This is a genomic window from Pseudomonas sp. NFX5 (assembly GCF_049132125.1).
Lineage (GTDB): Bacteria > Pseudomonadota > Gammaproteobacteria > Pseudomonadales > Pseudomonadaceae > Aquipseudomonas > Aquipseudomonas marginalis.
In genome coordinates, this window is the sequence record NZ_JAFMZG010000029.1 from 14,822 (window position 1) to 40,237 (window position 25,416).

The 25,416-nt window shown below is 62.8% G+C and carries 21 protein-coding genes and 1 pseudogene; 18 read left to right on the plus strand and 4 right to left on the minus strand.

Features of this window, described 5'->3' with window-relative positions:
- The first annotated feature begins 72 nt into the window (after window positions 1–72).
- From J1N02_RS19070 to J1N02_RS19110, 9 genes are all read left to right on the plus strand, one after another.
- Entirely contained in the window at window positions 73–822 is a 750-nt protein-coding gene (locus J1N02_RS19070) for an SDR family NAD(P)-dependent oxidoreductase (protein WP_027604647.1), read from the plus strand.
- A gap of 13 nt (window positions 823–835) precedes the next feature.
- Window positions 836–1,138 carry a hypothetical protein gene (locus J1N02_RS19075; protein WP_065948895.1) on the plus strand — a complete coding sequence of 101 codons (303 nt, stop codon included), beginning with the start codon at window positions 836–838 and terminating at the stop codon, window positions 1,136–1,138.
- A 111-nt stretch (window positions 1,139–1,249) separates the two neighbouring features.
- A complete protein-coding gene (locus tag J1N02_RS19080; protein ID WP_421147581.1) occupies window positions 1,250–2,224 on the plus strand; it encodes a CobW family GTP-binding protein in 975 nt (324 codons plus the stop codon).
- On the plus strand, window positions 2,221–3,393 hold the full coding sequence (locus J1N02_RS19085; RefSeq protein ID WP_421147582.1) for an ABC transporter substrate-binding protein: 1,173 nt from the start codon (window positions 2,221–2,223) through the stop codon (window positions 3,391–3,393). The genes J1N02_RS19080 and J1N02_RS19085 overlap by 4 nt, the downstream gene beginning before the upstream one ends.
- A gap of 213 nt (window positions 3,394–3,606) precedes the next feature.
- Complete coding sequence (locus tag J1N02_RS19090; protein ID WP_421147593.1) at window positions 3,607–5,943, plus strand: putative bifunctional diguanylate cyclase/phosphodiesterase; 2,337 nt, start codon at window positions 3,607–3,609, stop codon at window positions 5,941–5,943.
- Window positions 5,944–6,140: 197 nt separating this feature from the next.
- Entirely contained in the window at window positions 6,141–6,818 is a 678-nt protein-coding gene (locus J1N02_RS19095) for a methylamine utilization protein (RefSeq protein WP_098480323.1), read from the plus strand.
- Entirely contained in the window at window positions 6,802–9,150 is a 2,349-nt protein-coding gene (locus J1N02_RS19100) for a putative bifunctional diguanylate cyclase/phosphodiesterase (protein WP_098480322.1), read from the plus strand. Before J1N02_RS19095 ends, J1N02_RS19100 begins: the two co-directional genes overlap by 17 nt.
- Complete coding sequence (locus J1N02_RS19105) at window positions 9,151–10,017, plus strand: DUF3034 family protein (protein ID WP_405126177.1); 867 nt, start codon at window positions 9,151–9,153, stop codon at window positions 10,015–10,017.
- On the plus strand, window positions 10,017–10,436 hold the full coding sequence (locus J1N02_RS19110; RefSeq protein ID WP_098480321.1) for a group I truncated hemoglobin: 420 nt from the start codon (window positions 10,017–10,019) through the stop codon (window positions 10,434–10,436). Before J1N02_RS19105 ends, J1N02_RS19110 begins: the two co-directional genes overlap by 1 nt.
- A gap of 96 nt (window positions 10,437–10,532) precedes the next feature.
- Here J1N02_RS19110 and J1N02_RS19115 read toward each other — a convergent pair whose 3' ends face one another.
- Window positions 10,533–12,950, minus strand: coding sequence for a glucose/quinate/shikimate family membrane-bound PQQ-dependent dehydrogenase (locus tag J1N02_RS19115; RefSeq protein WP_092356264.1), 2,418 nt, complete (start codon window positions 12,948–12,950; stop codon window positions 10,533–10,535).
- Window positions 12,951–13,330: 380 nt separating this feature from the next.
- The gene (locus J1N02_RS19120; protein WP_421147583.1) at window positions 13,331–15,349 is read right to left on the minus strand and encodes a TonB-dependent receptor; all 2,019 of its coding nucleotides are present in this window, start codon (window positions 15,347–15,349) and stop codon (window positions 13,331–13,333) included.
- Window positions 15,350–15,499: 150 nt separating this feature from the next.
- On the opposite strand from J1N02_RS19120, the gene J1N02_RS19125 reads away from it, so the two are divergent.
- From J1N02_RS19125 to J1N02_RS19135, 3 genes and pseudogenes are all read left to right on the plus strand, one after another.
- Window positions 15,500–15,733: a VF530 family DNA-binding protein gene (locus J1N02_RS19125; protein WP_027604640.1), complete on the plus strand. Its 234-nt coding sequence runs from the start codon at window positions 15,500–15,502 to the stop codon at window positions 15,731–15,733.
- A 4-nt stretch (window positions 15,734–15,737) separates the two neighbouring features.
- Window positions 15,738–16,364 (plus strand): Pr6Pr family membrane protein, encoded by a 627-nt coding sequence (locus J1N02_RS19130; RefSeq protein ID WP_027604639.1) that lies wholly within the window; start codon window positions 15,738–15,740, stop codon window positions 16,362–16,364.
- Window positions 16,364–16,557: pseudogene (locus J1N02_RS19135) on the plus strand (fimbrial protein); the annotation flags it as partial. The gene J1N02_RS19130 and the pseudogene J1N02_RS19135, both read left to right, overlap by 1 nt.
- 40 nt (window positions 16,558–16,597) lie before the next feature.
- Here the strand turns inward: J1N02_RS19135 and J1N02_RS19140 are convergent.
- Both J1N02_RS19140 and J1N02_RS19145 read right to left on the minus strand, forming a co-directional pair.
- A complete protein-coding gene (locus J1N02_RS19140; protein ID WP_092356270.1) occupies window positions 16,598–17,365 on the minus strand; it encodes a siderophore-interacting protein in 768 nt (255 codons plus the stop codon).
- Complete coding sequence (locus tag J1N02_RS19145; protein WP_027604637.1) at window positions 17,362–17,910, minus strand: PadR family transcriptional regulator; 549 nt, start codon at window positions 17,908–17,910, stop codon at window positions 17,362–17,364. Before J1N02_RS19145 ends, J1N02_RS19140 begins: the two co-directional genes overlap by 4 nt.
- Before the next feature lie 520 nt (window positions 17,911–18,430).
- On the opposite strand from J1N02_RS19145, the gene J1N02_RS19150 reads away from it, so the two are divergent.
- The 6 genes from J1N02_RS19150 (at window position 18,431) to J1N02_RS19175 (ending at window position 25,409) form a co-directional block, all read left to right on the plus strand.
- Window positions 18,431–18,922, plus strand: a complete 492-nt coding sequence (locus J1N02_RS19150; protein WP_027604636.1) for a CS1 type fimbrial major subunit — start codon at window positions 18,431–18,433, stop codon at window positions 18,920–18,922.
- A gap of 122 nt (window positions 18,923–19,044) precedes the next feature.
- A complete protein-coding gene (locus J1N02_RS19155; RefSeq protein ID WP_421147584.1) occupies window positions 19,045–21,570 on the plus strand; it encodes a CS1-pili formation C-terminal domain-containing protein in 2,526 nt (841 codons plus the stop codon).
- A 26-nt stretch (window positions 21,571–21,596) separates the two neighbouring features.
- On the plus strand, window positions 21,597–22,835 hold the full coding sequence (locus tag J1N02_RS19160) for a hypothetical protein (protein WP_421147585.1): 1,239 nt from the start codon (window positions 21,597–21,599) through the stop codon (window positions 22,833–22,835).
- Between the two features lie 325 nt (window positions 22,836–23,160).
- Entirely contained in the window at window positions 23,161–24,123 is a 963-nt protein-coding gene (locus J1N02_RS19165) for a hypothetical protein (RefSeq protein WP_223841662.1), read from the plus strand.
- A gap of 15 nt (window positions 24,124–24,138) precedes the next feature.
- Window positions 24,139–24,879: a molecular chaperone gene (locus tag J1N02_RS19170; protein WP_421147586.1), complete on the plus strand. Its 741-nt coding sequence runs from the start codon at window positions 24,139–24,141 to the stop codon at window positions 24,877–24,879.
- The gene (locus J1N02_RS19175) at window positions 24,879–25,409 is read left to right on the plus strand and encodes a CS1 type fimbrial major subunit (protein ID WP_223841661.1); all 531 of its coding nucleotides are present in this window, start codon (window positions 24,879–24,881) and stop codon (window positions 25,407–25,409) included. The genes J1N02_RS19170 and J1N02_RS19175 overlap by 1 nt, the downstream gene beginning before the upstream one ends.
- Window positions 25,410–25,416 lie beyond the last annotated feature (7 nt).

A 25,416-nucleotide genomic window follows, 5' to 3' on the forward strand; every position in this document is an offset into this window, starting at 1 on the left:
GTACTCAATCCAAATGTGGGAGGGGGCAAGCCCCCTCCCACATTGGAAGTAAAATTTTTCAGGAGTTTTTGCATGAACCAACTGACCAACCGCCGGGCCGTGATCACCGGCGCCGGCAGCGGCATCGGTGCCGCCATTGCCCGCGCCTATGCCGTTGAAGGCGCGCGTCTGCTATTGGCCGACCGCCACGCCGCCAGCCTCGCCGAAACCGCGACCGCCTGCCGCCACCTGGGCGCCGAAGTGGTCGAGTGCGTGGCCGATGTGGGCACGGTCGAAGGCGCCCAGGCCAGTGTCGACCGTTGCGTCGAACATTTCGGCGGCATCGATATCCTGGTCAACAATGCCGGGATGCTCACCCAGGCGCGTTGCGTCGACCTGTCCATCGAGATGTGGAACGACATGCTGCGCGTCGACCTCACCAGTGTGTTCGTCGCCAGCCAGCGCGCCTTGCCGCATATGTTGGCGCAGCGTTGGGGGCGGATCATCAACGTGGCGTCGCAACTGGGCATCAAGGGCGGCGCCGAACTCACCCACTACGCGGCCGCCAAGGCCGGGGTCATCGGTTTTACCAAGTCCCTGGCCCTGGAAGTGGCCAAGGACAATGTGCTGGTCAACGCCATCGCCCCCGGGCCGATCGAGACGCCGTTAGTGGGCGGTATCAGCGACGATTGGAAGCGCGCCAAGGCCGCTGAATTGCCCTTGGGACGCTTCGGCCTGGCGGACGAGGTGGCGCCCACCGCCGTGCTGCTGGCCAGTGAACCGGGCGGCAACCTGTTCGTCGGCCAGACGCTGGGCCCGAACTCCGGCGATGTCATGCCATGAGCGGGGTGTAGCCATGTGCGGACTCTGCGGATTGCTCGGCGAAGACCTGCACTGGAGCGACCCCTTGGGTGATGAACTGCCCCGGCGCCGCGAACGCCTGCGCCGTATCGCCGCGATCAACCAGGTGCTGGCGGTGTTCCGGCTCAAGGTCGAAGACTTCCAGGGTGCGTCTTATCTGCTGGTGGGCGCCACCGGTAAACAGGCACTGGCGAGCGGCTTGGATCAACTGTGGCAGGCAGCTGAAACCATGCTCGGCCGGCCGCTGGATCCCCTTGACCCGCGTCTACTTGACCACCTGGAAAACACCCCACTGTAGGAGCGAGCTTGCTCGCGAAAAACGTCAACGATAACGCGTGTTGTCTGGATGTACGTGGCGCTCTCGGATTTTTCGCGAGCAAGCTCGCTCCTACTGGGCGTGGAGGTAAATATGAGCATTGCTCTAAATGTGATCACCGGCTTCCTCGGCAGCGGCAAGACCACCTTGCTCCAGCGCCTGCTGCAAGGCGAAAGCCTGGGCGATACCGCGTTGCTGATCAACGAGTTCGGCGATATCGGCATCGACCATCTGCTGGTGGAAGAAGTCGCGCCGGACACTGTGCTGCTGCCCAGCGGCTGCATTTGCTGCTCCATCCGTGGCGAGCTCAAGGACGCGTTGCTCGGCCTGTTGCAACGCCGCGAGCGTGGCGAAATTCCTGCGTTCAAACGGGTGATCCTCGAGACCACCGGCCTGGCCGACCCGGCCCCGATCCTCGCCACCTTGAACAACGACGTGCAACTGCGCGGGCGTTTTCATATCGGCCTGGTGGTGACGCTGGTCGACGCCAGCCACGCCGCGTTGCAGGAACGCCTGCACCCGGAATGGCTGGCCCAGGTCGCGGCGGCAGACCGTTTGCTGCTGAGCAAGACTGATCTTGTGGATGACTGCGAACCGCTGCGTGCGCACCTGCAAGCGCTCAACGCCGGTACGCCGGTCCTCGATACCCACGCCATCCACAGTGGCGACCAACTGTTGCTCGGCGAAGGCCTGCGCAGTGCCGAACCCGCCCTGGAAGTCAGCCGCTGGCAATTGCACCAGACCACCAGCGCCACCCACGGTACGGCCCAGGTGTGCAGTATGACCTTCGACCGGCCGCTGGACTGGGTCGGCTTCGGGGTGTGGTTGTCGATGCTGTTAAGATGCCACGGCGAACGAATCCTTCGCGTCAAAGGACTGCTCAACGTGAACGCCAGTAACGCCCCCATCGTCATTCATGGCGTGCAGCATTGCCTGCATGCCCCGGTCCATCTGCCTGCGTGGCCAGGCACCGAGCGGCAATCGCGCCTGGTGTTTATCCTGCGCGGTCTCGACCCAACGTTGCTGCGGCGCTCCTTTGAGGTGTTCTCACGGCGGTTCGCCGGATGATCACCTTACGGGTGCTCGGCACCTCGGTCACTTTGCTCGAATGCCTGCGGGTGCGCGCCGAACAGGAACTGGGGATTCGCCTGGTGTACCAGGTGCACGATGTGGAGCAGGCCCAGCGCATCGCAGTGATGCAGCCCGACAGCTATGACCTGTACGACCAATGGTTTCACAACGTCGACTTCGTGTGGCCGGCCCGGGCGATCCAGCCCATCGACACGCGGCGCATCGCGCTGTGGCACGAGATCAACGACCTGCCCAAGCGTGGTCGGCTGTCGCCCAACGACCGCCTGGGCAGCGGCAGCGTGCCCAGCGAGCGCCTGTTCGTGCAGCACGACGGCAGCCTCGGCAGCACCGTCACCGAGCGCATCAGCATGCTGCCCCTGACCCACAATGCCGACAGCTTCGCCTACCGCCCCGAGCGCCTGCCCGAGGGTTTTTGCCACGGTAACGAAAGCTGGGGCTGGCTGCTGGACCCGGCCTGGAGCGCCCGCACGGCGCTGCAGAGCGATGCTGCCATCGGCGCGCTGGATGCTGCGCTGGCGGTGCAGGGCGCGGGGCTGGCGCGCTTCAACGACATCGGCAATATGAGCATCGAAGAGATCGACGTGCTCGCCGATATTCTGGTGCGCAAGCAGAAGGAAGGGCATTTCGCCGCGTTCTGGTCCGACGATGAAGAGGCCGCGCAACTGATGCTCAGCCCGAGCATCGATATTCAGAGCCTGTGGTCGCCAACCCTGATGCGCCTGCACCGCGCCGGGGTGAAATACCGCCTGGCGGTCCCCCGCGAAGGCTATCGCGCCTGGTTCGGCGGCTTGTCATTGTCGCGCCATGCCCAGGGGCCGGTGCTGGACGCGGCCTACGCGTACCTCAATTGGTGGTTGTCCGGCTGGCCGGGCGCGGTGATGGCGCGCCAGGGTTACTACATCGGCAACCCGGCGCGCAGCCGTGATCACCTGAGCAGTGCCGAGTGGGATTACTGGTACGCCGGCAAGCCTGCACGGGAGGAGCTGCTCGGCAGTGATGGGTTGCCGTTGATCGATATCGGCGAGGTGCGCGATGGCGGCTCCTATGAGCAGCGCATGGGGCATATTGCGGTGTGGAACTCGGTCATGGATGAGCACAACTATCTGGTGCGGCGTTGGGGGGACTTCATGCGCGCCCGCAGCTGACAGGGAGGCATGGTCAAGCGGTTGTCGCCAATAAAATGACAGTGAAATCCCCGGTTTTATTCGGTGCGCTTCTGCTCTGTCCCAGCTAATCTGCTAAAACAAAATTTCCGGTCTGAATGGATGTTTTTTTGACGGCGGGTCAGAGCGCAAGGAATGCACATGACTAAGGGACGCAGCGGCAGCGAGCGGCGAACGCTGCCGGAGGGCACTGCCATGACATGGCGCCATACCTTTCAAACCCGCATTGCCGGGGTGTTGGCGCTGTTGCTGCTGGTGGTGGTCGCCGCGACCTATTTCGCCGTCAAGAGCGCCACCCGCCGTGCCGTGGAGAACCAGGCACAAGTCCAACTGAAAACCGGAACCCAGGTATTCGAGCGTCTGCTGGACCTGCGCGGGCGGCGCCTGCAATACGGGCTCGACTGGCTCGCCGGCGATGGTCCGTTCAAGCTGGCCGTGGCCGAGGGCAAGCCTGCGCCGATCCTGGCGGCACTGCGTCGCCACGGCACCGGCATCCGTTCCAGCGAAGTGTTTGTGCTGGGCCTGGATGGCAAGGTCATGGTCAGCACACTCCCTATCCTCACCCGCGGCCAGCCGTTCCCCTATGACGCCGCCTTGCGCCATGCGCGGCGCAGTGGCCTGCACATGGTGATCGTGGCCCTGGATGGGCGGCCTTACCTGCTGGTTCAGGATGAAGTGCGCGACCCGTTGCCCATCGCGCGCATCGTGATGGGCTTTGCCATGGACCAACTGTTCGCCTATGAACTGCGCTCCATGAGCAACCTGGAAGTGTCGTTTCTCAGTGTGCAGGACGGCACGCCCGGTCCGCTGTTCAGCACCCAGCCCGACGCGTACCGGGCCACCGCCCTCAGCCTGCTGCACGACGCTCCGCTCAACCCTGAGGCACAGATCCATGGGTTCCACGGTCAGCGCGTGCTCAGCCGCGTGCTTCCATTGGCCAATACCGGCGACGGCGATGACGTGCGCGTATTGCTGCAAAGCCCGCTGGACCATGCGCTGGAATCCTTTGCGCCGCTGGACCGGCAGTTTCTCGGGATTGCCCTGGCGGTGCTGCTGGTGTCGTTGGCCGGCGCGTTGTTCCTGGCGCGGCGGGTGTCGCGCCCGCTCAACGCCCTCGTGGAGGCGGCGGGGCGCATCGGCGCCGGTGATTACCGCACGCCGGTGCGGGTGCGCAGCCACGATGAGTTCGGTTTGCTGGCCCGCGCCTTCAACGCCATGCAAAGCGGCATCGCCGTGCGCGAACGGCAACTGGCCCATAACGCCCTGCATGATCCGCTCACTGGCCTGCCTAACCGAGCCCTGGCCATGGAACGCCTGGGCAGTGCGATCAGTGCCCGGCGGCCGGTAGTGCTGCTGTACCTGGGCATCGAGAACTACCGGGTGATCAACGAGGGCTTCGGTCCCGAGGGCGTGGATGAAATGCTGCGCGAAGCCAGCCGCTGCCTGTCCATGAGCCTGCTGGCCAGCGACACGGCGGCGCGCATCACCGGCAGCGAGTTCTTGCTGTTGCTGGAAAACACCGAGATCGACCGCGCCGTGGCCCGTGCCGACCGCCTCTACGCGCTGCTTACCGAGCCCCAGCGCATCGGCAATGATGAAGTGCGCCACGAGGTCAGCATCGGCATCGCCGCCTACCCCGCCGATGGCCAGCAGGTGGAAGAGTTGATCAGTCGCGCCGCCATCGCACGCCACGATGCGGCGACGCTGCCGGGCTATCTGCAGATCTACCAGCAGGACCGCGACCTCGCCCACCAGCGCCAGATCACCCTGATCCGCGACCTGCGCCGGGCCGTCGTCGAAGGCGAGTTGTACCTGTGCTACCAGCCCAAGCTCGACCTCAAGCATGGCGAGGTGTGCCAGGCCGAAGCCCTGCTGCGCTGGCAGCATCCCACCCTGGGGCTGGTGTCGCCCGCCGAGTTCATCCCCCTGGCCGAGCGCACCGGCAGCATGGGCGGCCTGACCCTGTGGGTGATCGAAGAAGCCATCCGCCAGATCGGCGAGTGGTCGCAGCGCGGCATGCACATTCAGTTGTCGGTGAACATCTCGGTGGATGACCTGGCCGATGACGACCTGGCGATCCGCGTCAGCACCTTGCTGATGCAGTACGGCGTGGCGGCCCGGCAGCTGATTTTCGAAATCACCGAAAGCGCGATCATGCACAACCCGCAGCAAGCCTTGAGCGTGCTGGAGCAACTGCGCGGCTGCGGCATCAGCCTGTCGGTGGATGACTTCGGCACCGGCTATTCCTCCCTGGCGCAACTGCAGCGCCTGCCGGTGCAGGAGTTGAAGATCGACCAATCCTTCGTGCGCAACCTCGACAGCACCAGCGGCGACGGCGTGATCGTGCGTTCGACCATCGAAATGAGCCACAACCTGGGGCTCAAGGTGGTGGCCGAAGGCGTGGAATTCGAGCCCAGCCTCAAGCTGCTCAAGCAGTGGAACTGCGATACGGCCCAGGGCTACCTGATCAGCCGGCCGCTCAATGCCATGGCGTTCGAGATGTGGATGCGGCGCGAGCGGCAGTTGGTCTAGAAAACGCGCCGGCGGACTACAGCTTTTTTGGCTGGCGTCGATAACCTCTACAGAGCTTGACCGGTTGCATAGTTTTTACCGACCAACGGTGATGCCTGCACGGGTGTTCAGTGATGGCGTTTTGCCTTATTTGCGGCATCATACTGTTCATTGGTTTTATTTTTTGCCAAGGCTGGCCGCTTTTTCCCGGATCCCCCATGGCCTCACTTGTTAACCTGTTACCGCGCGTTGCCTTGTTGCTGGCGGTGGCTTTCCCGGCCTCGGCGGCGACGCTCGAGGTGTTGATGCATCTGGCCGATGGCCGCCCGGTCGCCGATGCGGTGGTGACGTTGCAAGGTCCGGCCGGGGTGCCCACCGGCGTACCCAGGGCTGACATGGACCAGCGCGGCCAGCGTTTTGCCCCCCATGTGCTGGCGGTGCACACCGGTACCCAGGTGCGCTTTCCCAACAGCGACAATATTCGCCACCAGGTCTATTCCTTTTCCGCCGCCAAGCGTTTCGAACTGCGCCTCTACGAAGGCACGCCCACCGAGCCGCTGTTGTTCGACAAGCCCGGCGTGGTAGTGCTGGGCTGTAATATCCATGACTGGATGCTCGGCTACATCTACGTCACCGACGACCCCCGCTTCGGCGTCAGCGATGCCCAGGGCCGGGTGCGCCTGGAACAACTGCCGCCCGGTGATTACCACGCCACCCTGTGGCATCCGCAACTGGCGGATATGCAGCCCGTGGATGGCGGCACCCTGCACGTGCCCGCTGCGGGCCTGAGCCACCGTGTGGTCCTGAGCCTGGAGCCGGTTTCGGAAGACCTTCCGCCGACGCCTACCGCCTTTGGCGATGCCTTCAATCGAGCTGCCCGTGAAACTGCGCAATAGCTTCCAGGCGCGGGTCGCCTGCGTGCTGATCCTGCTGTCACTGGTGGTCATCGGCGCGGTGTATTTCAGCGTCAAGGCCGTGACCAGTTCGGCGGTGCGCGGCCAGGCCATGGCCCAGTTGGACGTCGGTTCGCGGGTGTTTGAACGCTTGCTGGATGTACGTGGCCGGCGCCTGGCCGATGGTGTGCAGCTGCTCGCCGCCGATTTCGGTTTTCGCGACGCAGTGGCCAGTGGCGATTCGGCGACGATGCGCTCGGTGCTGCTGAACCATGGCAAGCGCATCAACGCCAGCGACATGATCCTGCTCGGCATGGACGGCAAAGTCCTGGCCAGCACCCTCGACGAAGTGCCCGAAGGCTCGACGTTCCGCTACGACCAGGCACTGCGCGAAGCCCGGCGCAATCGCCAGGCCACGCTGATGGTGCCGTTGCAAGGCAAGCCGCACCTGCTGGTGGAAGCCTCGGTGCTGGCGCCTCTGCCGATTGCGCGGGTGGTGACGGGCTTCAGCATGGACGGCGCATTTGCCGAAGAGTTGCGCTCGTTGAGTAACCTGGAAGTGTCGTTCCTGGCGATCGATCATGGCCACCCCGGCGAATTGGTCAGCACCCAGCCCCAAGCACTGCATGGCAGCGTTATCGAACTGATGCAGGGCGACTCGCCGCGCCGTGGCGTGTCCACCACCGACCACGTCGAGCGCCGTTTCCTCAGCCAATCACTGGTGTTGGCCAGCGATGAGAACGGCAAGGTCCTGGCCCTGCTGCAGAGCCCGCTGGATGCGGCGATGCAGGCCTTTATTCCGTTGGATGAAAAGATCCTCGGCATTGCGCTGGTGGCGCTGATGGCCTCGTTGCTCGGTGCCTTGCTGCTGGCCCGCACCGTGTCGCGGCCGGTCCAGGCGCTGGCGCTGGCGGCCGAACGCATCGGCCAGGGCGACTACCAGACGCCGGTGGTGCTCAAGCGCAGCGATGAGCTGGGCCGTCTGGCTTACGCGGTCAACGCCATGCAAAGCGGCATCGCCGAGCGCGAGCGACAGCTGGCACATAACGCCCTGCACGATCGCCTCACTGGCCTGCCGAACCGTGCGCTGGCCATGGAGCGCCTGGGCAGTGCGATTGCCCTGCAACGACCGATGGCGTTGATCTACCTGGGCATCGATAACCTGCGCGCCGCCAGCGAAACCGCCGGGCCGGAGGCCGTGGACCAATTGCTGCTCAACGTGAGCAATCGCCTGCAAGCCACCTTGCGCGCCGGCGATACCCTGGCGCACCTGATCGCCGATGAATTCCTGCTGCTGCTCGAAGGGGCGGGCAGTGAGGAGGCGGTAGGCCTGGCCGACAAGCTGCAACAACTGTTGCTGCGGCCCCAGCGTATCAACGGCCATGACCTGGCGCTGGACTGCCGCCTGGGCATCGCCGCCTTCCCGGCCGATGGCGACAGTGCCCACACCTTGCTTGAGCGCGCGGCGATCGCCATGAAAGACGCCACGCAAATGCCCGGCCGTCTGCATGTCTATGAACACGGTCGCGACTTGGCGCACCGTCGGCAAATTACCTTGATCCGCGACCTGCGCCACGCGCCCGGCCAAGGCCAACTGCTGCTGCATTACCAGCCTAAGCTGGACATTCGCCAAGGCCATGTGCGCCAGGCCGAAGCGTTGTTGCGCTGGCAGCATCCGCAGTTCGGGATGGTCTCGCCGGCAGAATTCATTCCCCTGGCCGAGCGCTCCGGCAGTATCCGCTTGCTGACCCAATGGGTGATCGAGGAGGGCATTCGCCAGTTGTGCGAGTGGAACCGGCGTGGGCTGTATCTGCAGCTGTCGCTGAATATCTCGGCGGACGACTTGCTTGGCGATGAACTGGCGCACCAGGTCTCGGCGTTGCTGCGGCGTTATGGCTTGCCCGCAGAACAACTGGTGTTCGAGATCACCGAGAGCGCGGTGATGCGCGAGCCGGAAAAAGCCCTCAAGGTCCTGCACCTGCTGCGCGACTGCGGCATCAGCCTGTCGGTGGATGACTTCGGCACGGGTTACTCGTCGCTGGCGCACCTCAAGCGCCTGCCGGTACAGGAGTTGAAGATCGACCAATCCTTCGTGCGTAACCTCGATGAAACCAGTGAAGACGCGGTGATCGTGCGCTCCACCATCGAGATGAGCCATAACCTGGGCCTCAAGGTCGTCGCCGAGGGCGTCGAGTACGTCCACAGCCTGCGCCTGCTGGAGCGCTGGCAGTGCGATACGGCCCAGGGTTACCTGATCAGTCGGCCCTTGAGTGCCGACGCTTTCGAAGCCTGGGTGGCGTTGCCCCTCGGCGTGCAGACTTCCCTGGTGCATTGAATGGCTGACGTGCGACGTTCTCTCTTGATCGGCTGCCTGGCCGCCCTGACCGTGCAAACGACCCTGGCCGATAACGGTCGCCTGATCGCTACGGGCGGTGCCAGCAGTATCGAGGGCACGGCGGGCGGCGGTATCACGCCGTGGGCGGTGCTGGCCGGCTATGGCGAGCAGCACGAATGGGGCGCCACGGCGTTCGCGACAACGGTCGACCTGCCGGACTATCGCCTTGATGTGGCGGGGCTGGCGCTGGCCTATGACAACCGGGTCGAGCTGTCTTTCGCCCGCCAGCGCTTCGACCTCGGCACGCTGGTGCACAGGCTCAACCTGCCCGAGGACACGCTCGGCCAGGACGTGCTCGGGCTCAAGGTGCGGCTGTTCGGCGATGTGATCTACGACCGCTTGCCCCAGGTCGCGCTGGGCCTGGAATACAAGCACCACACCCATTTTGATATTCCCAGCCTGGTCGGTGCCAGGCGTGACAGTGATGTCGAAGGCTACCTGGCTGCCAGCCGCCTGTTCATGGGCGCGGCGTTTGGCTACAACGTGCTGGTCAACGCCAGCCTGCGCTACAGCCGAGCCAATGAAACCGGCCTGCTCGGTTTTGGCGGTGATCGTCGTGACAGCCGCAGCCTGCTCAAGGAAGGCTCCGTGGCGCTGCTGCTCAACCCGCGCTGGGCGGTGGGCGTGGAGTATCGCGAGAAGCCCGACAATCTTTCGTTTGCCGGTGAAAGCGACTGGGCGGACCTGTTCATTGGCTACTTCCCCAACAAGCACGTGTCCTTCGTGTTGGCCTACGCGCGCCTCGGGGAGATCGCCACGCTGGATAACCAGAACGGCACCTACTTGTCTGTGCAGGGGAGTTTCTGATGCGCCTGTTACCCGTATGCCTGGCGTTGTTGCTCAGCGCCTGTGCCCAGCAACCGCCCAGGGACGACAGCCTGTATCGCGACCTTGGCGCCATGCCCGGCATTACCCGCATCGTCGAAGGCATGCTGCTCAACATTGCCCGCGATGAACGCATTGTCGAGCGCTTCCGGCGCATCGATATCCAGCGCCTGCGTAACAAGTTGATCGAACAGTTCTGCGTGGAAGCGGGTGGGCCGTGCACCTACACCGGCGACAGCATGGCCGAGAGCCACAAGGGCCAGAACCTCAGCCGCAGTGACTTCAACGCATTGGTGGAGGATTTGATCAAGGCGATGGACAGCGAAGGGATCGCAGTACCGGTGCAGAATCGCTTGATCGCGCGCCTGGCGGCAATGCGTGGCGAAGTGATCGAACACTGATCCCGGCCAGCCCCCTCCCACAGTGAATCCTGCTCCCCCCATGAAAAAGGCGGCTACCTGTGAGGGGAGCCGCCTTGGTTTTGCCGCCGATAAAGCTTAATCCGGCAGTTTGAACGCCATCACGTAGTCACCCTGCTTGGTCCCCAGGGATCCATGACCACCCGCCATGACCAGCACGTACTGCTTGCCGTCCTTGCCGGTGTAGGTCATCGGGGTGGTTTGCGCGCCGGCGGGCAGGCGGCCTTCCCACAACTGCTTGCCGTTTTTCACGTCATAGGCCCGCAGGTACTGGTCGAGGGTACCGCTGAGGAACGACACGCCACCGGCGGTGGTGAAGGTGCCGCCCAGGCTCGGTACGCCCATGGTCAGGGGAACCGGGACCGGCGAGCTGTCACGCACGGTACCGTTCTTGTGCATCCAGATAGTCTGGTGGGTGGTCAGGTCGACCGCGGCCACGTAACCCCACGCCGGTGCCTGGCACGGCAGGCCCAGGGGCGACAGCAGTGCTTCGAGGATCACGCCGTACGGCGCGCCTTTGTTCGGCTGCACGCCCTGGGTTTCGCTGACACGAGGGCCTTGCTTGGCGATATCGGCCGCCGGGATCAGCTTGGATTTGAACGCCATGTAGCTCGGGTTCACGAAGGCGATCTGGCGTACCGGGTCGACGGAAATGCCACCCCAGTCGAACACGCCGAAGTTACCTGGGTAAACGATCGAACCTTGCAGCGATGGCGGGGTGAACGGACCGTCGTAGCGCATGGATTTGAAATCGATGCGGCACAGCATCTGGTCGAACGGCGTCACGCCCCACATGTCACGCTCCTTGAGGGGCGGTGGCATGAAGTTCAGCTCGGACTTCGGCTGGGTCGGGGAAGTACGGTCGCCCGCGACAGCGCCCTGGGGCACGGCCACTTCGTGGATCGGCACCACCGGCTGGCCGGTGGCGCGGTCCAGCACGTAGATGCTGCCTTGCTTGGTCGACGCCATCACCGCTTGCTTCACGCCGGCTTCGGTCTTGATGTCGATCAGCGACGGCTGGCCGCCGACGTCCATGTCCCACAGGTCATGGTGAGTGAACTGGAAGGTCCACTTCACGTGGCCGCTGTCGATGTCCAGGGCAGTCAGGCCCGCAGCGTATTTCTCGGAATCGTCGGTACGGTCGCCGCCGTACTGGTCGGGCATCTGGTTGCCCATCGGCAGGTAGAGCATGCCGAGTTTTTCATCCACGGCGAACATGGACCACATGTTCGGCGAGTTGCGGGTGTAGGTCTTGCCTTCGGCCAACGGGGTGGTGTCGTCCGGGTTGCCGCTGTCCCAGTTCCACACCAGCTTGCCGGTGTGCACGTCGAACGCGCGGATCACGCCGCTGGGCTCGTCGGTGGAGACGTTATCGGTGACGTGGCCACCGATCACCACCAGGTTTTTGGTCACGGCCGGTGGCGAAGTGGAGTAGTAACCGCCTGGGGCGAAGCTGCCGATGTTGGCACGCAGGTCGACCTGGCCTTTGTCACCGAAGTCTTCGCACATCTTGCCGGTGTCGGCGTTCAGGGCGATCAGGCGGGTGTCGGCGGTCGGCACGAAGATGCGTTTCGGGCAGGCATTCGGCGCGGCGGCCGGGCTGGCGCTGCCGGTCGGGCTCTGCTCGGAAGCGTAGGCGGCGTCATCGTGATACGACACGCCACGGCAGGTCATGTGCGCCCAACCCTTGAAGTTCTCGGCACCCTGGCTGCTGATCTTCGGATCGAAGCGCCAGATTTCCTTGCCGGTGTCCGGGTCCAGCGCAATCACCTGGCTGTGGGGCGTGCACACGTAGAGCATGCCGTTGACTTTCAGCGGGGTGTTTTCCGCGGTGGTTTCGCCTGGATCGTTCGGGCCGGGGATGTCGCCGGTGCGATAGGTCCACGCCGGTACCAGCTTGTGCGCGTTTTCCGGAGTGATCTGCGCCAACGGCGAGTAACGATCACCGTAGGCCGAGCGGCCGTAGGAGTTCCAGTCGCCATCGGCCTGGGACGGTGCAGCGCTGGCCATGCCCGGTACCGCGTCGCGGTCCAGTTGGCCGGTCTTGACCATTTCACCGGGGTTGGTGAATTGGCTGGCCAGGGCGGTTGCACCGGCCAGCACCACGGCCACGCTCAGCGCGCCAGTGCCCAGCGGGGCAGGTTGGCCGCGCAGCAACGGACGGCGAAACCACGGGAGCAGCATGACGATGCCCAGGGCGAACAGCAGCGCCAGGCGCGGTACCAGCTGCCACCAATCCAGGCCGACTTCCCACAGGGCCCATACGGTGCTGGCGAACAGCACCAGCGCGTACAGGCCCAGCGCGGCGCGGCGGGTGGCCAGCAGCAGCAGGCCGGTCAGGGTGATGCCGATACCGGCCAGCAGGTAGTACAGCGATCCGCCGAGCAGGCTCAGCTTGACGCCGCCGGCCAGCAAGGCCAGGCCCATGATCAGCAGCAAGACGCCTAGCAGCCTCGGCAGCAGGCGGCTCGGACGTGAAGCACCGTCAGTGCTCATAGTTGTGTTTCTCCGTTACGTTGGAATTATGTATCCCCGTGTTTCTTCACTGTAGATGACGATTCGACACGGGCTTGGTTCAGCGTTAATTACGTTTTTCTGTGGATAACGGACTTATCCACAGGTGGGAGATTTATTCCCGTGCGCAGGTCGGCGTAAGACAGCGCTGTCTTGGCGGGTAGGAATAATCAGCAAAGTGGGGTCGGCCGGGGGAGTGAAACGTTTCAGGTTATTGCCGACAAGGATAAAGCGCTGGCGCACCAAGAGAAAGCACGAATCGCAAGATGCATCATTTCAGATTTGGTAACAGTGACAGATCGTCGCTGCCCAATAACGGTGGGAGGGGGTAAGCCTCCTCCCACAGGGGCATTTCAGTGTATTTAGAAGGTGGTGCGGATGCCCAATTGCACGCTGCGCCCTGGTGCCGGCGCGATATCACGCAGGATCGAGCTGGCATAACGCACGGTCTGGTTGGTCAGGTTTTCACCGTTCACAAACGCCAGCCATTGGCTGCCGCCGACGTTGAAGCGATAGCCCGCGCTCGCGCCCAGGGTGGTGTAGCCATCGGTACCGCTCTCGTTATCCGGCACACGCCCTTGCCCGGCCGCGTGCTCGACGTCGATGCGCGCCTGCCAGCGGTCCAGTTCCCACAGCAGGCCGCTGTTCAAGCGCAGCGGCGCGATGCGTGGCAAGGCTTCGCCGGTGTCCAGGTTGGTGGCGCGGGTGTAGTCGCCTGACAGCTCCAGCGCGAACTTGCCGTAGGCGCCTTCGCCGAGCTTCCAGTGATCCTGGGCCTCGAAGCCGGCGAAACGTGCGCGCACACCGGAGTATTCGTACTCGGGGATGCCGCCAGCGTCTTCTTCGCCTTCGTCGTTCAGCGTACGACCGGTGCCCAGCAAACCGATGTAATTGGAGAAGTGGCTGTAGAACACGCCGAAGCTGCCCTTGTGGGTGCCGGTGTCAAAGCGCAGGGCCAGGTCGCTGGACACGGCTTTCTCTTTCTTCAGGTTGGCGTCGCCCAACTCATAGGTGCCGGTGGCGACGTGGGCACCGTTGGCGTACAGCTCGTAGAAGGTCGGTGCGCGCTCGGTGTAGCCCAGGGTCGCGGCCACGGACCAGATCGGCGTGAGGGTATACACCGCGCCCGACGACAGGCTGCCGGCGGTGAAGTGGTTGCTCCTGTCGGCGCCGGCGAAGCGTTCGTTGCCCTTGGCGTCGGGGTCGACGCGGGTGTGTTCCAGGCGCCCGCCGAGGCTGAGTTTCAGGCGGTCGGTGGCTTGCATTTCTTCGAGGATAAACAGCGCGCCGGCGTTGGTATCGGTCTGCGGCACGAAGGCTTCTTCGCCCAAGGCCGAGAACTCGTTGCGCGTCACCTGCGCACCGACCACGCCGTCGAATGGGCCGAGCGGCTGGTGACGGGCTTCGACGCGGGCTTCGTAGCCCTTGTTCTTGAAGACCGTACCGGTTTCGCCGCCTTCGATTTCGCGGTGCTCGTAGTCGGTGTAGCCGGCGTCGACCTTGACCGAGGTAAACGGGCCTTGCAGGTTGCGGATTTCGGACGCGAACCCGTAGTGATCCTGCTGCATGCGGATGCGCACATCCTGCTCGGCCGGGGAGCCGTAGTTGCTGTCGTAGTTGCTGTAGGACAGCCCGGCGTAACCGTCGTCCCAGGTGTAGGAGCCGCCTACCGCGCCGCCGTCCTGGCGCCCGTCGCTGTTGCCCAGGCGGCCGCTCCTGCCGGGTGCGTCATCGCTGTCCGGGGCGTGGCGGCTGCGGGCCTGGCCGGGGATTTTCAGGTCGTTGAATTCCCGCGCGTTGGCATCCAGGTGCAAGGCGAAGGTGCCATTGCCGGCTTCCAGCTTGCCCGCACTGCTGCGCGTGGTGTCGGCGCCGCCGTAACGCAGTTCACCGGCACCGTGGATGCCCTCGATGGCTTCGGTGGGGATGCGGTTGTCGAAGGTGTTGACCACGCCACCGATGGCGCTGCCGCCATACAACAGCGCTGCCGGGCCGCGTACGATTTCAATGCGTTCGACATTCACCGGGTCCAGCGGTACCGCATGGTCGTAGGACAGTGACGAGGCATCCAACGCCCCCACGCCATTGCGCAGGATACGAATGCGGTCGCCGTCCTGGCCACGGATGATCGGCCGGCTGGCGCCCGGGCCAAAGTACGAAGACGACACGCCAGGCTGCTTGTTCAGGGTTTCGCCGAGGCTGCCTTTTTGTTGCAGGGTCAGCTCATCGCCCTCCAGCACGGTGGTCGGCGAGGCGAGTTGCTCGCTGCCCAGCGGGTTGCCGGTGATGACTTGGGGTTGCAGTTCCAGGGCGTGGGCTTCCGAGCTGATCAACAGGGCGGCGGCGAGCGGCGACAAGCGCCACAGGGAGGAGAGGGACATCGGACATTCCTTGGCAAAACGACGAAAAGATTTGGGATGTATAGTTACAATATAACATCTCTTTTTTTGCCGGAAGCGGGAACTTTTTTTACCTGCCAGGGCGGAGTGATAAGGTGTGCGCCTTCGTGAGCACTTTTTCATAGGCCCGGCATGACCGCGACAAACAACGACCCCCTCCACGGCGTGACCCTGCAACACGTCCTCACCACCCTGGTGGAACACTACGAATGGGCAGGCCTGGCCGAACGCATTGATATCCGTTGCTTCAAGAGCGACCCGAGCATCAAGTCGAGCCTGACCTTCCTGCGCAAGACCCCATGGGCGCGGGAGAAGGTCGAAGGCTTGTACGTCAAGCTGATGCGCACCAAACGCCCGCTGGATTGACCTCATGAAGCGGTATGTGGCGGCAGCGGCGCTGACCGGTTGGGTGGGCCTGGCGATTCAGCAATACCTGATTTTCTATTCGCGCTGGGAGTCCGGCGCCAGCCTGCTCGGCGGGCTGATCAACTTCTTCAGTTTCTTCACGGTGCTGACCAATACCCTGGCAGCGGTGGTGCTGAGCTATGCGTGGGTGAAGCGCGATTCTGCAGCCAGGCGGTTTTTCCTCACCCCCGGTGTCAGCAGCGGCATCGCCGTCAGCATCGTGGTGGTGGGCCTGGCCTACAGCCTGTTGCTGCGGCATCTGTGGCAGCCCGAAGGTTTTCAATGGATCGCTGATGAGCTGCTGCACGACGTGATGCCGCTGCTGTTCGTGCTGTACTGGTGGCGCTGCGTGCCCAAGGGCCAGTTGCGCCTCAAGCACATTGGCCTGTGGGTCATCTACCCGTTGGTGTACTTCGGCTATGTGCTGCTGCGTGGGGATTTGCTCGGGCAGTACCAGTACCCGTTCATCGATGTCGGCACCCTGGGTTATCCACATGTGTTTGTGAATGCCGGGGGGATCCTGCTGGGGTTCGTGCTGGTTGCCCTGGCGGCGGTCGGCCTGGACAGGACCTTGAAATCACCCCGAATTTAACCTGCACGATCAACATAACAACCCGATCGATATCAACATTCGGCAATGTGCACCAAAGAGCAATAGGTACCGATCCGCCGACACGATCCACCGCAGCAACCGCCGGCTCACCTATTCATGCCCGGACGGTGGGATCACCACGCCGATCACCATCACCTGCAAAGGTACTGCCTCGTCGTTCGATACGCGCCTGCCGCTGGGGTTGTCAGCGGCAGCGGTGTCCTTGTTGAGGCTTACTCCTCTTCGCTGCCTTCCGCACGCCAGTAACCCACCGCCTTGAGGAACGCCTCATTGACCTTGTGGGTGTCCAGCAGCACCCGGCGTACCTGGCGCGACAGCCTGGTTTCGGTGGCGACAAAGCTGTACAACGAACCGCTCGGCAGCGTCAGTTTCTGCACGGTGTCGAGCAGGTCGTCCTGGCCGCGCACGACCCATTTCACCTCCACATCGGCAGCACTTGCCAGTGCCTGCCGTTCCGCCGCATTGGCGATTTCGATCACCGCCAGCACCTTGCGCCCGGCCGGCAATTCTTCCAGGCGCCGAGCAATGGCCGGGATCGCCGTCTCATCGCCGATCAGCAAATAGCTGTCGAACATATCCGGCACGATCATCGAGCCCCGTGGCCCGCCGATGTACAGGTGCTGGCCGACCGTGGCCTGTTCTGCCCAGGTGGAGGCGGGGCCGTCGCCGTGCAGCACGAAGTCGATGTCCAGCTCGCCGATGTCCAGGTCGAAGCGCCGTGGCGTGTAGTCGCGCATCGCCGGTTGCGGGCCGTCGCCCTTGATGTTGAAGGTCGGGCTTTCCAGCGCCGCTTGTTCGGCAGCGTTCTGCGGGAACAGCAGCTTGATGTGATCGTCACTGCCCAGGCTGATAAAGCCCGCCAGTTCCGGGCCGCCCAGGGTGATGCGGCGCATGCGCGGGGTGAGGTCGACTACCCGCACGACTTCGAGGCGGCGCCGTTTGATTTCGTGGGTCACGCGGTGGATGGCTTGCGTATTCATTGAGCTGTCCCGTCGGCAATGGCTTGGGCGGCGCCGTTGAGCAGCGCCGCGACACGAACGATTTCTTCCGGGCTCCAGCGCCCGTGGTGCGAATGCAAGGCATGGCGCAGGTTATGCACGGCCTCGTGGATTTCCGCTGGGCGGTCATGGCCGCGCAGCGAGCGTTTGCTCACGTCCATGCGCAGGCGAATGCCGTCGAGAGCCACTGCCTGTTCGCTTAGGAAGAGACGACCGGCCTCGGTGATTGTGTAGCGTTTTTTTCCACCTTCGGCGTCGCCGGCGATCAATTCGCTTTCTTCCAGGAAGGTCAGCGTGGGGTAGATCACCCCGGGGCTGGGGCTGTAGGCGCCGTCGAACAGGGTTTCGATGCGGCGGATCAAGTCATAGCCGTGGCACGGCTGCTCGGCAATCAGCGCCGGCAGCAGCAGTTTCAGGTCACCCGGTGCGAAGACACGCGGGCCACGCCCACCGCGTTCGCGGCCGGCGCGCTTTTCAAAGCCATCGTGGCGCTCACCGTGGTCTCGGTGGTGATGAGGGTCTCTCATGGTGATGTTCTCTTGTCTGATTTCGATACAACTTAAGATATATCTTATGAGCGATGCAAAATCTTCTGACGAGCGGTGCCGGCAGGCGAGAGCTGCTTCTGAAGGAGCGTCACGACCCACAATCCGTTCCGGCGCTACCATCCTTTATTTGACCGTTAAATGGCGATTTCATGAATGGGGAATAAACTTATTAAGTACGTCTTTAGGCGAAACGCTTGAATAGTTAGAGTCTGCGGTGCGTGTAGTTAATGTCCTACAGATAAATGAATAAACTAAGTAGTATCGAGTGCTTGAAAAGGTAATACATAGATGACAGTTAATATTCAACGTATTGAATAATATTGTTTTTTTCTGTATTGCCCAGTCGTGATTAATTACGCGGTTAAACGAATGTGCTGGCATCGTTGAATGGGTTTTCGAGGGAGTATTTACCGGCGTCGCAAGACACGCATTACGCGATTGCTTGCGGCGCGAGAAACCGTTTCTCAACTAAAGACTGATGTCACTACAGGTACTTAAAATGCTTAAAAAGACCGCTTTCGTGCTGCCACTGATCGCTCTGGCTATTGGCTCTTCCAGCGTGTTCGCTGCCGGCGAAGCTACCAGCGTCATCAACATCAAGGCCACCATTCCTACCAAGCAGTTTCATGTCCAGCCGCGTGATCCCAACTTCGGTCGTGATGAAACCATGGCCTACAACACCGTCAGCGGTGAACTGAGTTCGCTGCGCGCTACCTACGATGTGAAGAACACGGATGGCTCGATCAAGGCCTACATCGAAGGCGGTCCTGCTTCGTTGACCAACGGCACTTCGTCGATCGCACTGACGAACACCTTCAACGGTGTGGTGCTGACCGGTTCGCCGCTGGAAGTGGTCGACGACGCCAGTTCCACCCCAGGTACCCAGGCGGATCTGGTCGTGGCCGCAGCCAAGCCGGCGGATGGCATTTCCGGCCTCTTCACCACCAACTACACCATCGTGTTCGACCACGAGCCACGCGTTACTCCGTAACGCCAAGCCCGTTGACTCAATAAGCCGCGGCTTATTGTTGGGTAGCGGTACCGGTCGGCAGGCAGCGTTTGTCGGTCGATCGGTCTCCCTGTTTTGACGTCCGAATTCAGAGTATTCCGTTCATGTTCCCGATGACTCCCATCGCGGCAGCGCTCGCCCTGTTGTTTTGTGCGGGCGCGTTGGCGGCAGGTACCGCCGACGGTACAACCCCCCGTAGTTTGCTGTCCCAGGCCAAGGGACTGCCGGCGGACTTTGAAGAGCACTTTTTCGACGTGCCGCTGGCGGTCAGGGTTGAGTTGGATCAGGAGTTTGTCTCCGAAGCGATGATTGTCCTGACCCGTGATGACCGCATGACCCTGCTCGACTTTACCGACCACGACGGCAGCGTGATCAAGGACGAAGAGCGCGACCAGTGGGCCGATTACCTGAAACAGGGTGTGGCCCTGGGTGCCTGCGCCAGCAACTGCCCGGACGGGCTCATGGCCGTGCACTACAACCTGGAAAATTCCACGGTGTCGCTGCTGACCGAGAACGCCGAGCGTGATGAGCAGGCGCAGCGGTACTATTTCCTGCCCACCGGTGGCAGCACCGGCCTGATCGTACGCAACCAATTGAACCTCAGCGGCGGCGAAGGCCAGGACCTGGGCGGGCGCTTCGGCATCGACGCCAGCAGCAGCCTGGGCCTGTGGAGCCAGACCCTGAACATGCAGTTCTCGCGCCTCGGCGGTCCCGATGACGACGACCTCAACCACGCGGTGTATGCGCTTTATACCCAGCGCGAGTTGCAGGGCAACTTCCTGCGCCTGGGCTACTTCACCCCCAACGCCGAAGGCCTGACCCGCCAGCTGCGCACCTTCGGCGCCAGCCCGGACACCGCGGTCGGTATGATGTACGGCAGTTCCGACAGCCTGGTGATCAACAACTCCAAACCGGCGGTCTACCCGATCTATGTCACCGCCAGCCGCCAGGCATCGGTGGAGATTTACCGCAATGGCCTGCTGATCAACACCCAGCCGGTCGGCAGCGGCCTGCACAGCCTGGACACCCGACCACTGCCCGGCGGCATCTATGAAGTGGAAGTGCGCCTGGTGGAAGACGGCCAGATCACCAGCACCACCCAGGAGCTGGTGTACAAGCCCAACAACTGGCGCAACCACGACGAGCGTTGGCGCTACAACCTGTTCGCCGGCCAGGAAAGCAAACTGCTGAGTAACTTCGACGAACAAAGCAGCGGCAGTCCGACTGCCGGCGTCTCCCTCAATTACCTGGCGCATCCCCGTGTGGTGCTGGGTGTATCCGGGCGCCAGGTCAAGGACAACATGCAGTACGGCTCCTCGATCGACTGGACCCTGGCCGACCAGGCCAGCCTGTACGCCAACGTGTACTGGTCGGAAAAGTACGGCACCGGTCTCGACCTCAACGGCTTATACAACTACGGCATGGGCAGCGTGGTGTTCAACCACACCCGCAGCTGGCTCGACACCCGCAACACCTACGAAAACCTGCCCGATGGCACGCGTATTCGCCAGCGCGACATCTTTGTCGGCCAGACCAGCAGTTCGTCGATTTCGGTCAACCATCGCCTGAGCAACCTGCGTTCGATCAATGGCCGGCTGTTCTACAGCGAGGGCAATAACGAAGGCGTCGGCCTGGACCTGGGCTGGACCGAACGCACCCACCTGTTCGGCAACGACGCCAATTGGCGGCTGTCAGTGTTCGACCGGCCCGCCAGCGCCAGCACGGGCGACCGGCGCAACCGCGGGATTGACCTGAGCGTCAGCCTGGCCCTTGGCGCGCCGGGCGAGCAATGGTCCGCCAGTATCGGCACGCGGACTTCCCGCGACGGGACCCGCGACAACAATGCCTCGCTGACCTACCGCAAGGACCTGCAGGACCACATGCTGCAAAGCGTGTCCGCCACGGCAACCACCGACACCTACGGCGTCGGTTTGTCCGGCATGGCCAGTTTCGAAAACGAGTTTGTCAGTGGTGATGGCTATGCCCAGCGCTCGTCGTTCAACAACGAGTTGTCCGGCGGCCTCAACCTGGACAGCACCTTCGCCCTGGGCCAGCAGAAGATGGTGCTCACCAGCCAATACCACGGCACCGGTTCCGGCCTGATCGTGGACGTGGAGACCGACGTCGATGACATCGCCCTGCGCGCCGACGACCTGAGCGGCGGCAGCACGGCCCTGCGCCCCGGCCGCAACTTCATCCCGATCACCGCCTACAAGGGCAGCTCGGTGAGCTTCGACTTCGAAGGCAACCATGCACCCTCGGCCACGATCCAGCCGCCGCGCACGCGCTACCACTTGAACAAGGGGGGCGTGGAGTATCGCAAGATCAGTGTGATGCAAACCGTGACCGTTCTCGGTCGCCTGGTGGATCCCCAGGGCAAACCGCTCAAGGGCTTGCACGTGATCAATCACGCCACCCGTGGGGTGAGCGAGGTTGACGGCTTCTTCTCGCTGGAAATGAACGCCAGTTCACCCACCCTCGAAGTGCGCCGTAACAACCAGTTGCTCTGCCAGTTCCGGCTCGACCCCTCCAAGGCCCGCAGCGAAAACAGCGTGCTGATGATCGGTGACTTGCGTTGCACGCCGGATACGTTGGCCGACTCCACCACCGCCGAACAGATTGCCGGTTGAGCATGATGACGAGACTAAACAACGTTATGAAAAACCCCAGGGCCCGCCCGCCTCGCCGTTTCGCCCTGGGCATGGCCGTCCTGCTGTGTTCCGCTGGCGCAACGGCCGACGAGAACATCACCGCGCGGTTTCGCCCCGACCCGTCCAACCCCATGGTGAACAAATTCGAAAACACCACGCCGATCAGCTCGATCTGCGCCGCGCATATTCCGGCGCGTTGCAAGGCGTTGGGTATTTTCAGCCTGCGGGACACTACCCTCAGGATTAACAGCGTCGCACCGATCATTGCCAATCATGAGGAGGAGCGTCAGGGCTTCATGGTCAAGGTGCCGTCCGCTTGGCGTGACTTGGTCGTGACCCATGCCACCACCCAGGAAACAGAGATCGTTCAAGTCCGGATCGCTGGCATCGGCGGGTATTGGTCTGTCCCCCGGCCTCCAGGCGTTTCGGCATGGGGGCAGCCAGGGATCGCCTGGTCAACACAGTGGCGGTACGCTCCTTCCCCTTGCCAAAGCACCAGCCATCTTGCAGCGGGTACCGCGTCCGCTTCGTACTTCTGGCTGACGCCTGAAGGGGCCGGCCCTTGCAGCCGGAAACCGTCACAGGACCTGCTCAGGATGAACGTCAACACCATGGAGTATGCCTACGAACTGCGCACGCCCAACCCCTTGGGCATGTCCAGCGGGCAATACACCGGCAGCATCACCTACACCATGGGCCCTGGCGGCGATTACGATTTCGGCGACGTCATGATGCCCTCCAAGAACGCCCTCACGTTCAACTTCACCTTGAGCGTGGAGCACGACCTCAAGGTCGAAGTACCGCCGGGGGGCAATCGCATTGAACTGGTGCCCCAGGGCGGCTGGCAGCCCTGGCTGAACCAGGGCCGCAAACCCGCGCGGCTGTTCCGTGACCAGACTTTCAATATCTCCGCCTCGTCGCGCTTCAAGATGCAGTTGGGCTGCGAGCGAACGATGGGCGATACCTGCGCCTTGAGAAACGCCACCGACGGCCACGCAGTGCCGGTGGATGTCAGCGTCAGCCTGCCCCATGGCTTGAGCCACGGGGACGGTGCGCCGGTGAATCGCCAGCCGTTGCTGCTGAGCGGTGCCGGTACCGAGTTGTTTCAACCGGGTTTCTATGTCAACCGACGGCCCGGCACCTTGCACTTCGAGGTCAGGAAAGACTACGCCGAACAGATGCTCGAACGGGGAGGCAGCACCTACTCGGGCCAGGTCACGGTGGTCTGGGATTCGCAAGTATGAAGCGCCGTCAGTTACGTAGTGTTGGAGTAAAGACATGAAGGTGTGGAAACGGATAGGACGTTGCTCCAGCGTTGCCGCCTGTACGCTATTGGCGTTGCTGGCAATGCCCGCAATGGCGGTACACATGAACATCCAGGCTGAGTTTCGGCCGGACCCTGCAAATCCGCATTTGAACAAGTTCGAGAATAAAACCCCGAACACGGGTTACTGCGTGGTTTATCCCGCTCAATGTGCCGCCCTGAATCTATTCAGCCTCAGGGCTGGTATTTCGTCTGAATCCATTGGGACGATTCCTGCGTTTCATACGGATCCCCGGCAAGGAGCAATGTTTAAACTCCCGACGGAGTGGCAGGACCTGACGGTTATCCATCGACAGACCCAGGAAGTGGAAACGGTCAGGGTCCGGATCCTGGGGATCGGTTCGACGTATTCGGTACCGAATCTGGTCAACCTGGTGGGGGGCGGCGTTACTCCTTTGCAGGCGCATGAACGCTTGTGGACCGGTTCTAATTGGGTGTACGCGCCGAGTCCTTGCCGAGGTACCGGGGTGAGCGCCTATTGGGGCGTGTCGTTTGCATTTTTCTGGGGAGCCCCCGTTGGTTCGCTATGTGCCAAGCAGGCCAGGTTCGATATCCCCACGATGCGTTTCAGCCATCTGGAATTTGCCTACGAACTCAGCACGCCTAACCCTTTAGGCATGTCTTCAGGGGAGTACACCGGCAGTCATCAATATACCGTGGGGCCCGGACAGGACTTTGACCTGGGCAACATGATGATGCCCAGCAGTCCTACGCTGACCCTGAACTTCACCCTGTCTGTGCTGCATGAACTCAAGGTCGAAGTTCCTCCCGGTGCAAACCGTATTGAACTGGTCCCTAAAGGCGGCTGGCAAGCCTGGCTGAATCAGGGCCGCAAACCGGCGCGCCTGTTCCGTGACCAGACCTTCAACATGTCCGCATCGTCGCGTTTCAAGATGCAGATGGCCTGCGAGTGGGTCATCGGTGACACCTGCGCGTTGAAAAACACCAGCGACGGCCACCAAGTGCCGGTGGATGTCAGCGTCAGCCTGCCCTACGGCCTGACCCGTGAGGACGGCGCCGCCGTGAACCGCCAGCCGCTGCTGCTCAGCGGTGCCGGCACCGAGCTGTTCAAGCCTGGTTTCTACGTCAATCGCCGGCCCGGTACCTTGCATTTCGAAGTCAAGAAAGATTACGCCGACCAGATGCTCAGCCGTGGCGGCACCACCTATTCAGGCCAGGTCACGGTGGTCTGGGATTCGGAACTCTAACGGGGATTTATGGCGATGAAACATCTGTTGGCGCTGTGTGCGCTGTGCTGGATGCCGTTGTCGGCGCCAGCGGCTCCCAACATCAACGTCGGGGTGTTCTATGACTACCTCGACGGTGACAAAAGTACCTACCTGAAACGGATATTCAACGGTGGCGACAGTACGGCGTTCATCAAGGTCTCGGTGATGGAGATCCTCTACAACGCCGATGGCAGCGCCGAGGAGGTCGAGCTCAAGAACAACCCCGGGAATGCCGCGCGCGATGGCCTGATGGCCACGCCGGCCCGCCTGATCGTGCCGCCCGATGGCATGCAGGGCACACGCCTGTTGTACCTGGGCGAGCGGCAAAACGAGCGCTATTTCCGCCTGCGTTTCGTGCCCGTGATGCCCGAGCCCGAGGACGATTTCGTGGTCTCCAGCGAAGAGCGCGAGGCCTACAAGAACCAACTGTCAGCCGGGGTCACGGTGTTGGCGGGGTTCGGCACGGTGTTTTTCGTGCGGCCCAAGGACACCCGCTTCGCCACCCGCATCGATGAGCAACCCGTTGAGTACGGGCTGCATAACGACGGCAACAGCGTGGTGGTGGTCGATGAGTTCAAGGACTGCGCCAGTGGCGATAGCCAGGACTGCCTGCCCGTCACCAAGCATCACATCCTGCCGGGGCGTGCCTTCAGCTTTGCCAGGCAGGCCGGGCGTACCTACCGCTTCACCCTGATCGAGGGCAGCGAAAAAAAACCATATGAGGTCAAAGGCTGATGGTCAGTGAAATAGCCCCAGGGGGCGCGCGCCAGTCGTGCAGACATTGCAAGCTCGTGTTGGCGGCGCTGCTGCTGATGGTGGGCGCATTGCTGAGTACCCAGGCCTTGGCGATCCGTGAAGAACAGGTGTTCGATGTGTCCGTGACCATCCCGACCGCAGACTTTTACGTCCTGCCGATCAACCCCGGGTTCCTGGAGCGCGAGCAAAAAATGGTCTGGGACCTGGTACCCGGGCGCCTGCGCCCGCTGCGCGAGCACTTTGACGTGAAGAGTTCCGCCGGCGGCATCAACGCCCGTCTGGGCGCGTTGCCCACGCTGTTCAATGGCGGGCGCACCTATATCGACTTGAACGTCACCTTCAACGGCCAGGTGCTGGGCCTCGATGACACCCTGGTGGTGCCGCACGACGAGGCGCGCCAGGGCAAGCGCGTGCTGCTGGATATCTCGGCGGTCGAGCCGGCGGATGGTTTTACCCCTGGTGAGTACTACGGCAGCGTCGAGCTGCTGTTCGATGCGGTACGGCCGTGATGATGGG

Excerpts from the sequence above, each read along its gene's own strand:
- J1N02_RS19070 (WP_027604647.1), top strand. The coding sequence starts at position 73 with ATGAACCAACTGACCAACCGCCGGGCCGTGATCACCGGCGCCGGCAGC.
- J1N02_RS19075 (WP_065948895.1), top strand. The coding sequence starts at position 836 with ATGTGCGGACTCTGCGGATTGCTCGGCGAAGACCTGCACTGGAGCGAC.
- J1N02_RS19080 (WP_421147581.1), top strand. The coding sequence starts at position 1,250 with ATGAGCATTGCTCTAAATGTGATCACCGGCTTCCTCGGCAGCGGCAAG.
- J1N02_RS19085 (WP_421147582.1), top strand. The coding sequence starts at position 2,221 with ATGATCACCTTACGGGTGCTCGGCACCTCGGTCACTTTGCTCGAATGC.
- J1N02_RS19090 (WP_421147593.1), top strand. The coding sequence starts at position 3,607 with ATGACATGGCGCCATACCTTTCAAACCCGCATTGCCGGGGTGTTGGCG.
- J1N02_RS19095 (WP_098480323.1), top strand. The coding sequence starts at position 6,141 with ATGGCCTCACTTGTTAACCTGTTACCGCGCGTTGCCTTGTTGCTGGCG.
- J1N02_RS19105 (WP_405126177.1), top strand. The coding sequence starts at position 9,151 with ATGGCTGACGTGCGACGTTCTCTCTTGATCGGCTGCCTGGCCGCCCTG.
- J1N02_RS19110 (WP_098480321.1), top strand. The coding sequence starts at position 10,017 with ATGCGCCTGTTACCCGTATGCCTGGCGTTGTTGCTCAGCGCCTGTGCC.
- J1N02_RS19115 (WP_092356264.1), bottom strand. The coding sequence starts at position 12,950 with ATGAGCACTGACGGTGCTTCACGTCCGAGCCGCCTGCTGCCGAGGCTG.
- J1N02_RS19120 (WP_421147583.1), bottom strand. The coding sequence starts at position 15,349 with ATGTCCCTCTCCTCCCTGTGGCGCTTGTCGCCGCTCGCCGCCGCCCTG.
- J1N02_RS19125 (WP_027604640.1), top strand. The coding sequence starts at position 15,500 with ATGACCGCGACAAACAACGACCCCCTCCACGGCGTGACCCTGCAACAC.
- J1N02_RS19130 (WP_027604639.1), top strand. The coding sequence starts at position 15,738 with ATGAAGCGGTATGTGGCGGCAGCGGCGCTGACCGGTTGGGTGGGCCTG.
- J1N02_RS19140 (WP_092356270.1), bottom strand. The coding sequence starts at position 17,365 with ATGAATACGCAAGCCATCCACCGCGTGACCCACGAAATCAAACGGCGC.
- J1N02_RS19145 (WP_027604637.1), bottom strand. The coding sequence starts at position 17,910 with ATGAGAGACCCTCATCACCACCGAGACCACGGTGAGCGCCACGATGGC.
- J1N02_RS19150 (WP_027604636.1), top strand. The coding sequence starts at position 18,431 with ATGCTTAAAAAGACCGCTTTCGTGCTGCCACTGATCGCTCTGGCTATT.
- J1N02_RS19155 (WP_421147584.1), top strand. The coding sequence starts at position 19,045 with ATGTTCCCGATGACTCCCATCGCGGCAGCGCTCGCCCTGTTGTTTTGT.
- J1N02_RS19160 (WP_421147585.1), top strand. The coding sequence starts at position 21,597 with ATGAAAAACCCCAGGGCCCGCCCGCCTCGCCGTTTCGCCCTGGGCATG.
- J1N02_RS19165 (WP_223841662.1), top strand. The coding sequence starts at position 23,161 with ATGTTTAAACTCCCGACGGAGTGGCAGGACCTGACGGTTATCCATCGA.
- J1N02_RS19170 (WP_421147586.1), top strand. The coding sequence starts at position 24,139 with ATGAAACATCTGTTGGCGCTGTGTGCGCTGTGCTGGATGCCGTTGTCG.
- J1N02_RS19175 (WP_223841661.1), top strand. The coding sequence starts at position 24,879 with ATGGTCAGTGAAATAGCCCCAGGGGGCGCGCGCCAGTCGTGCAGACAT.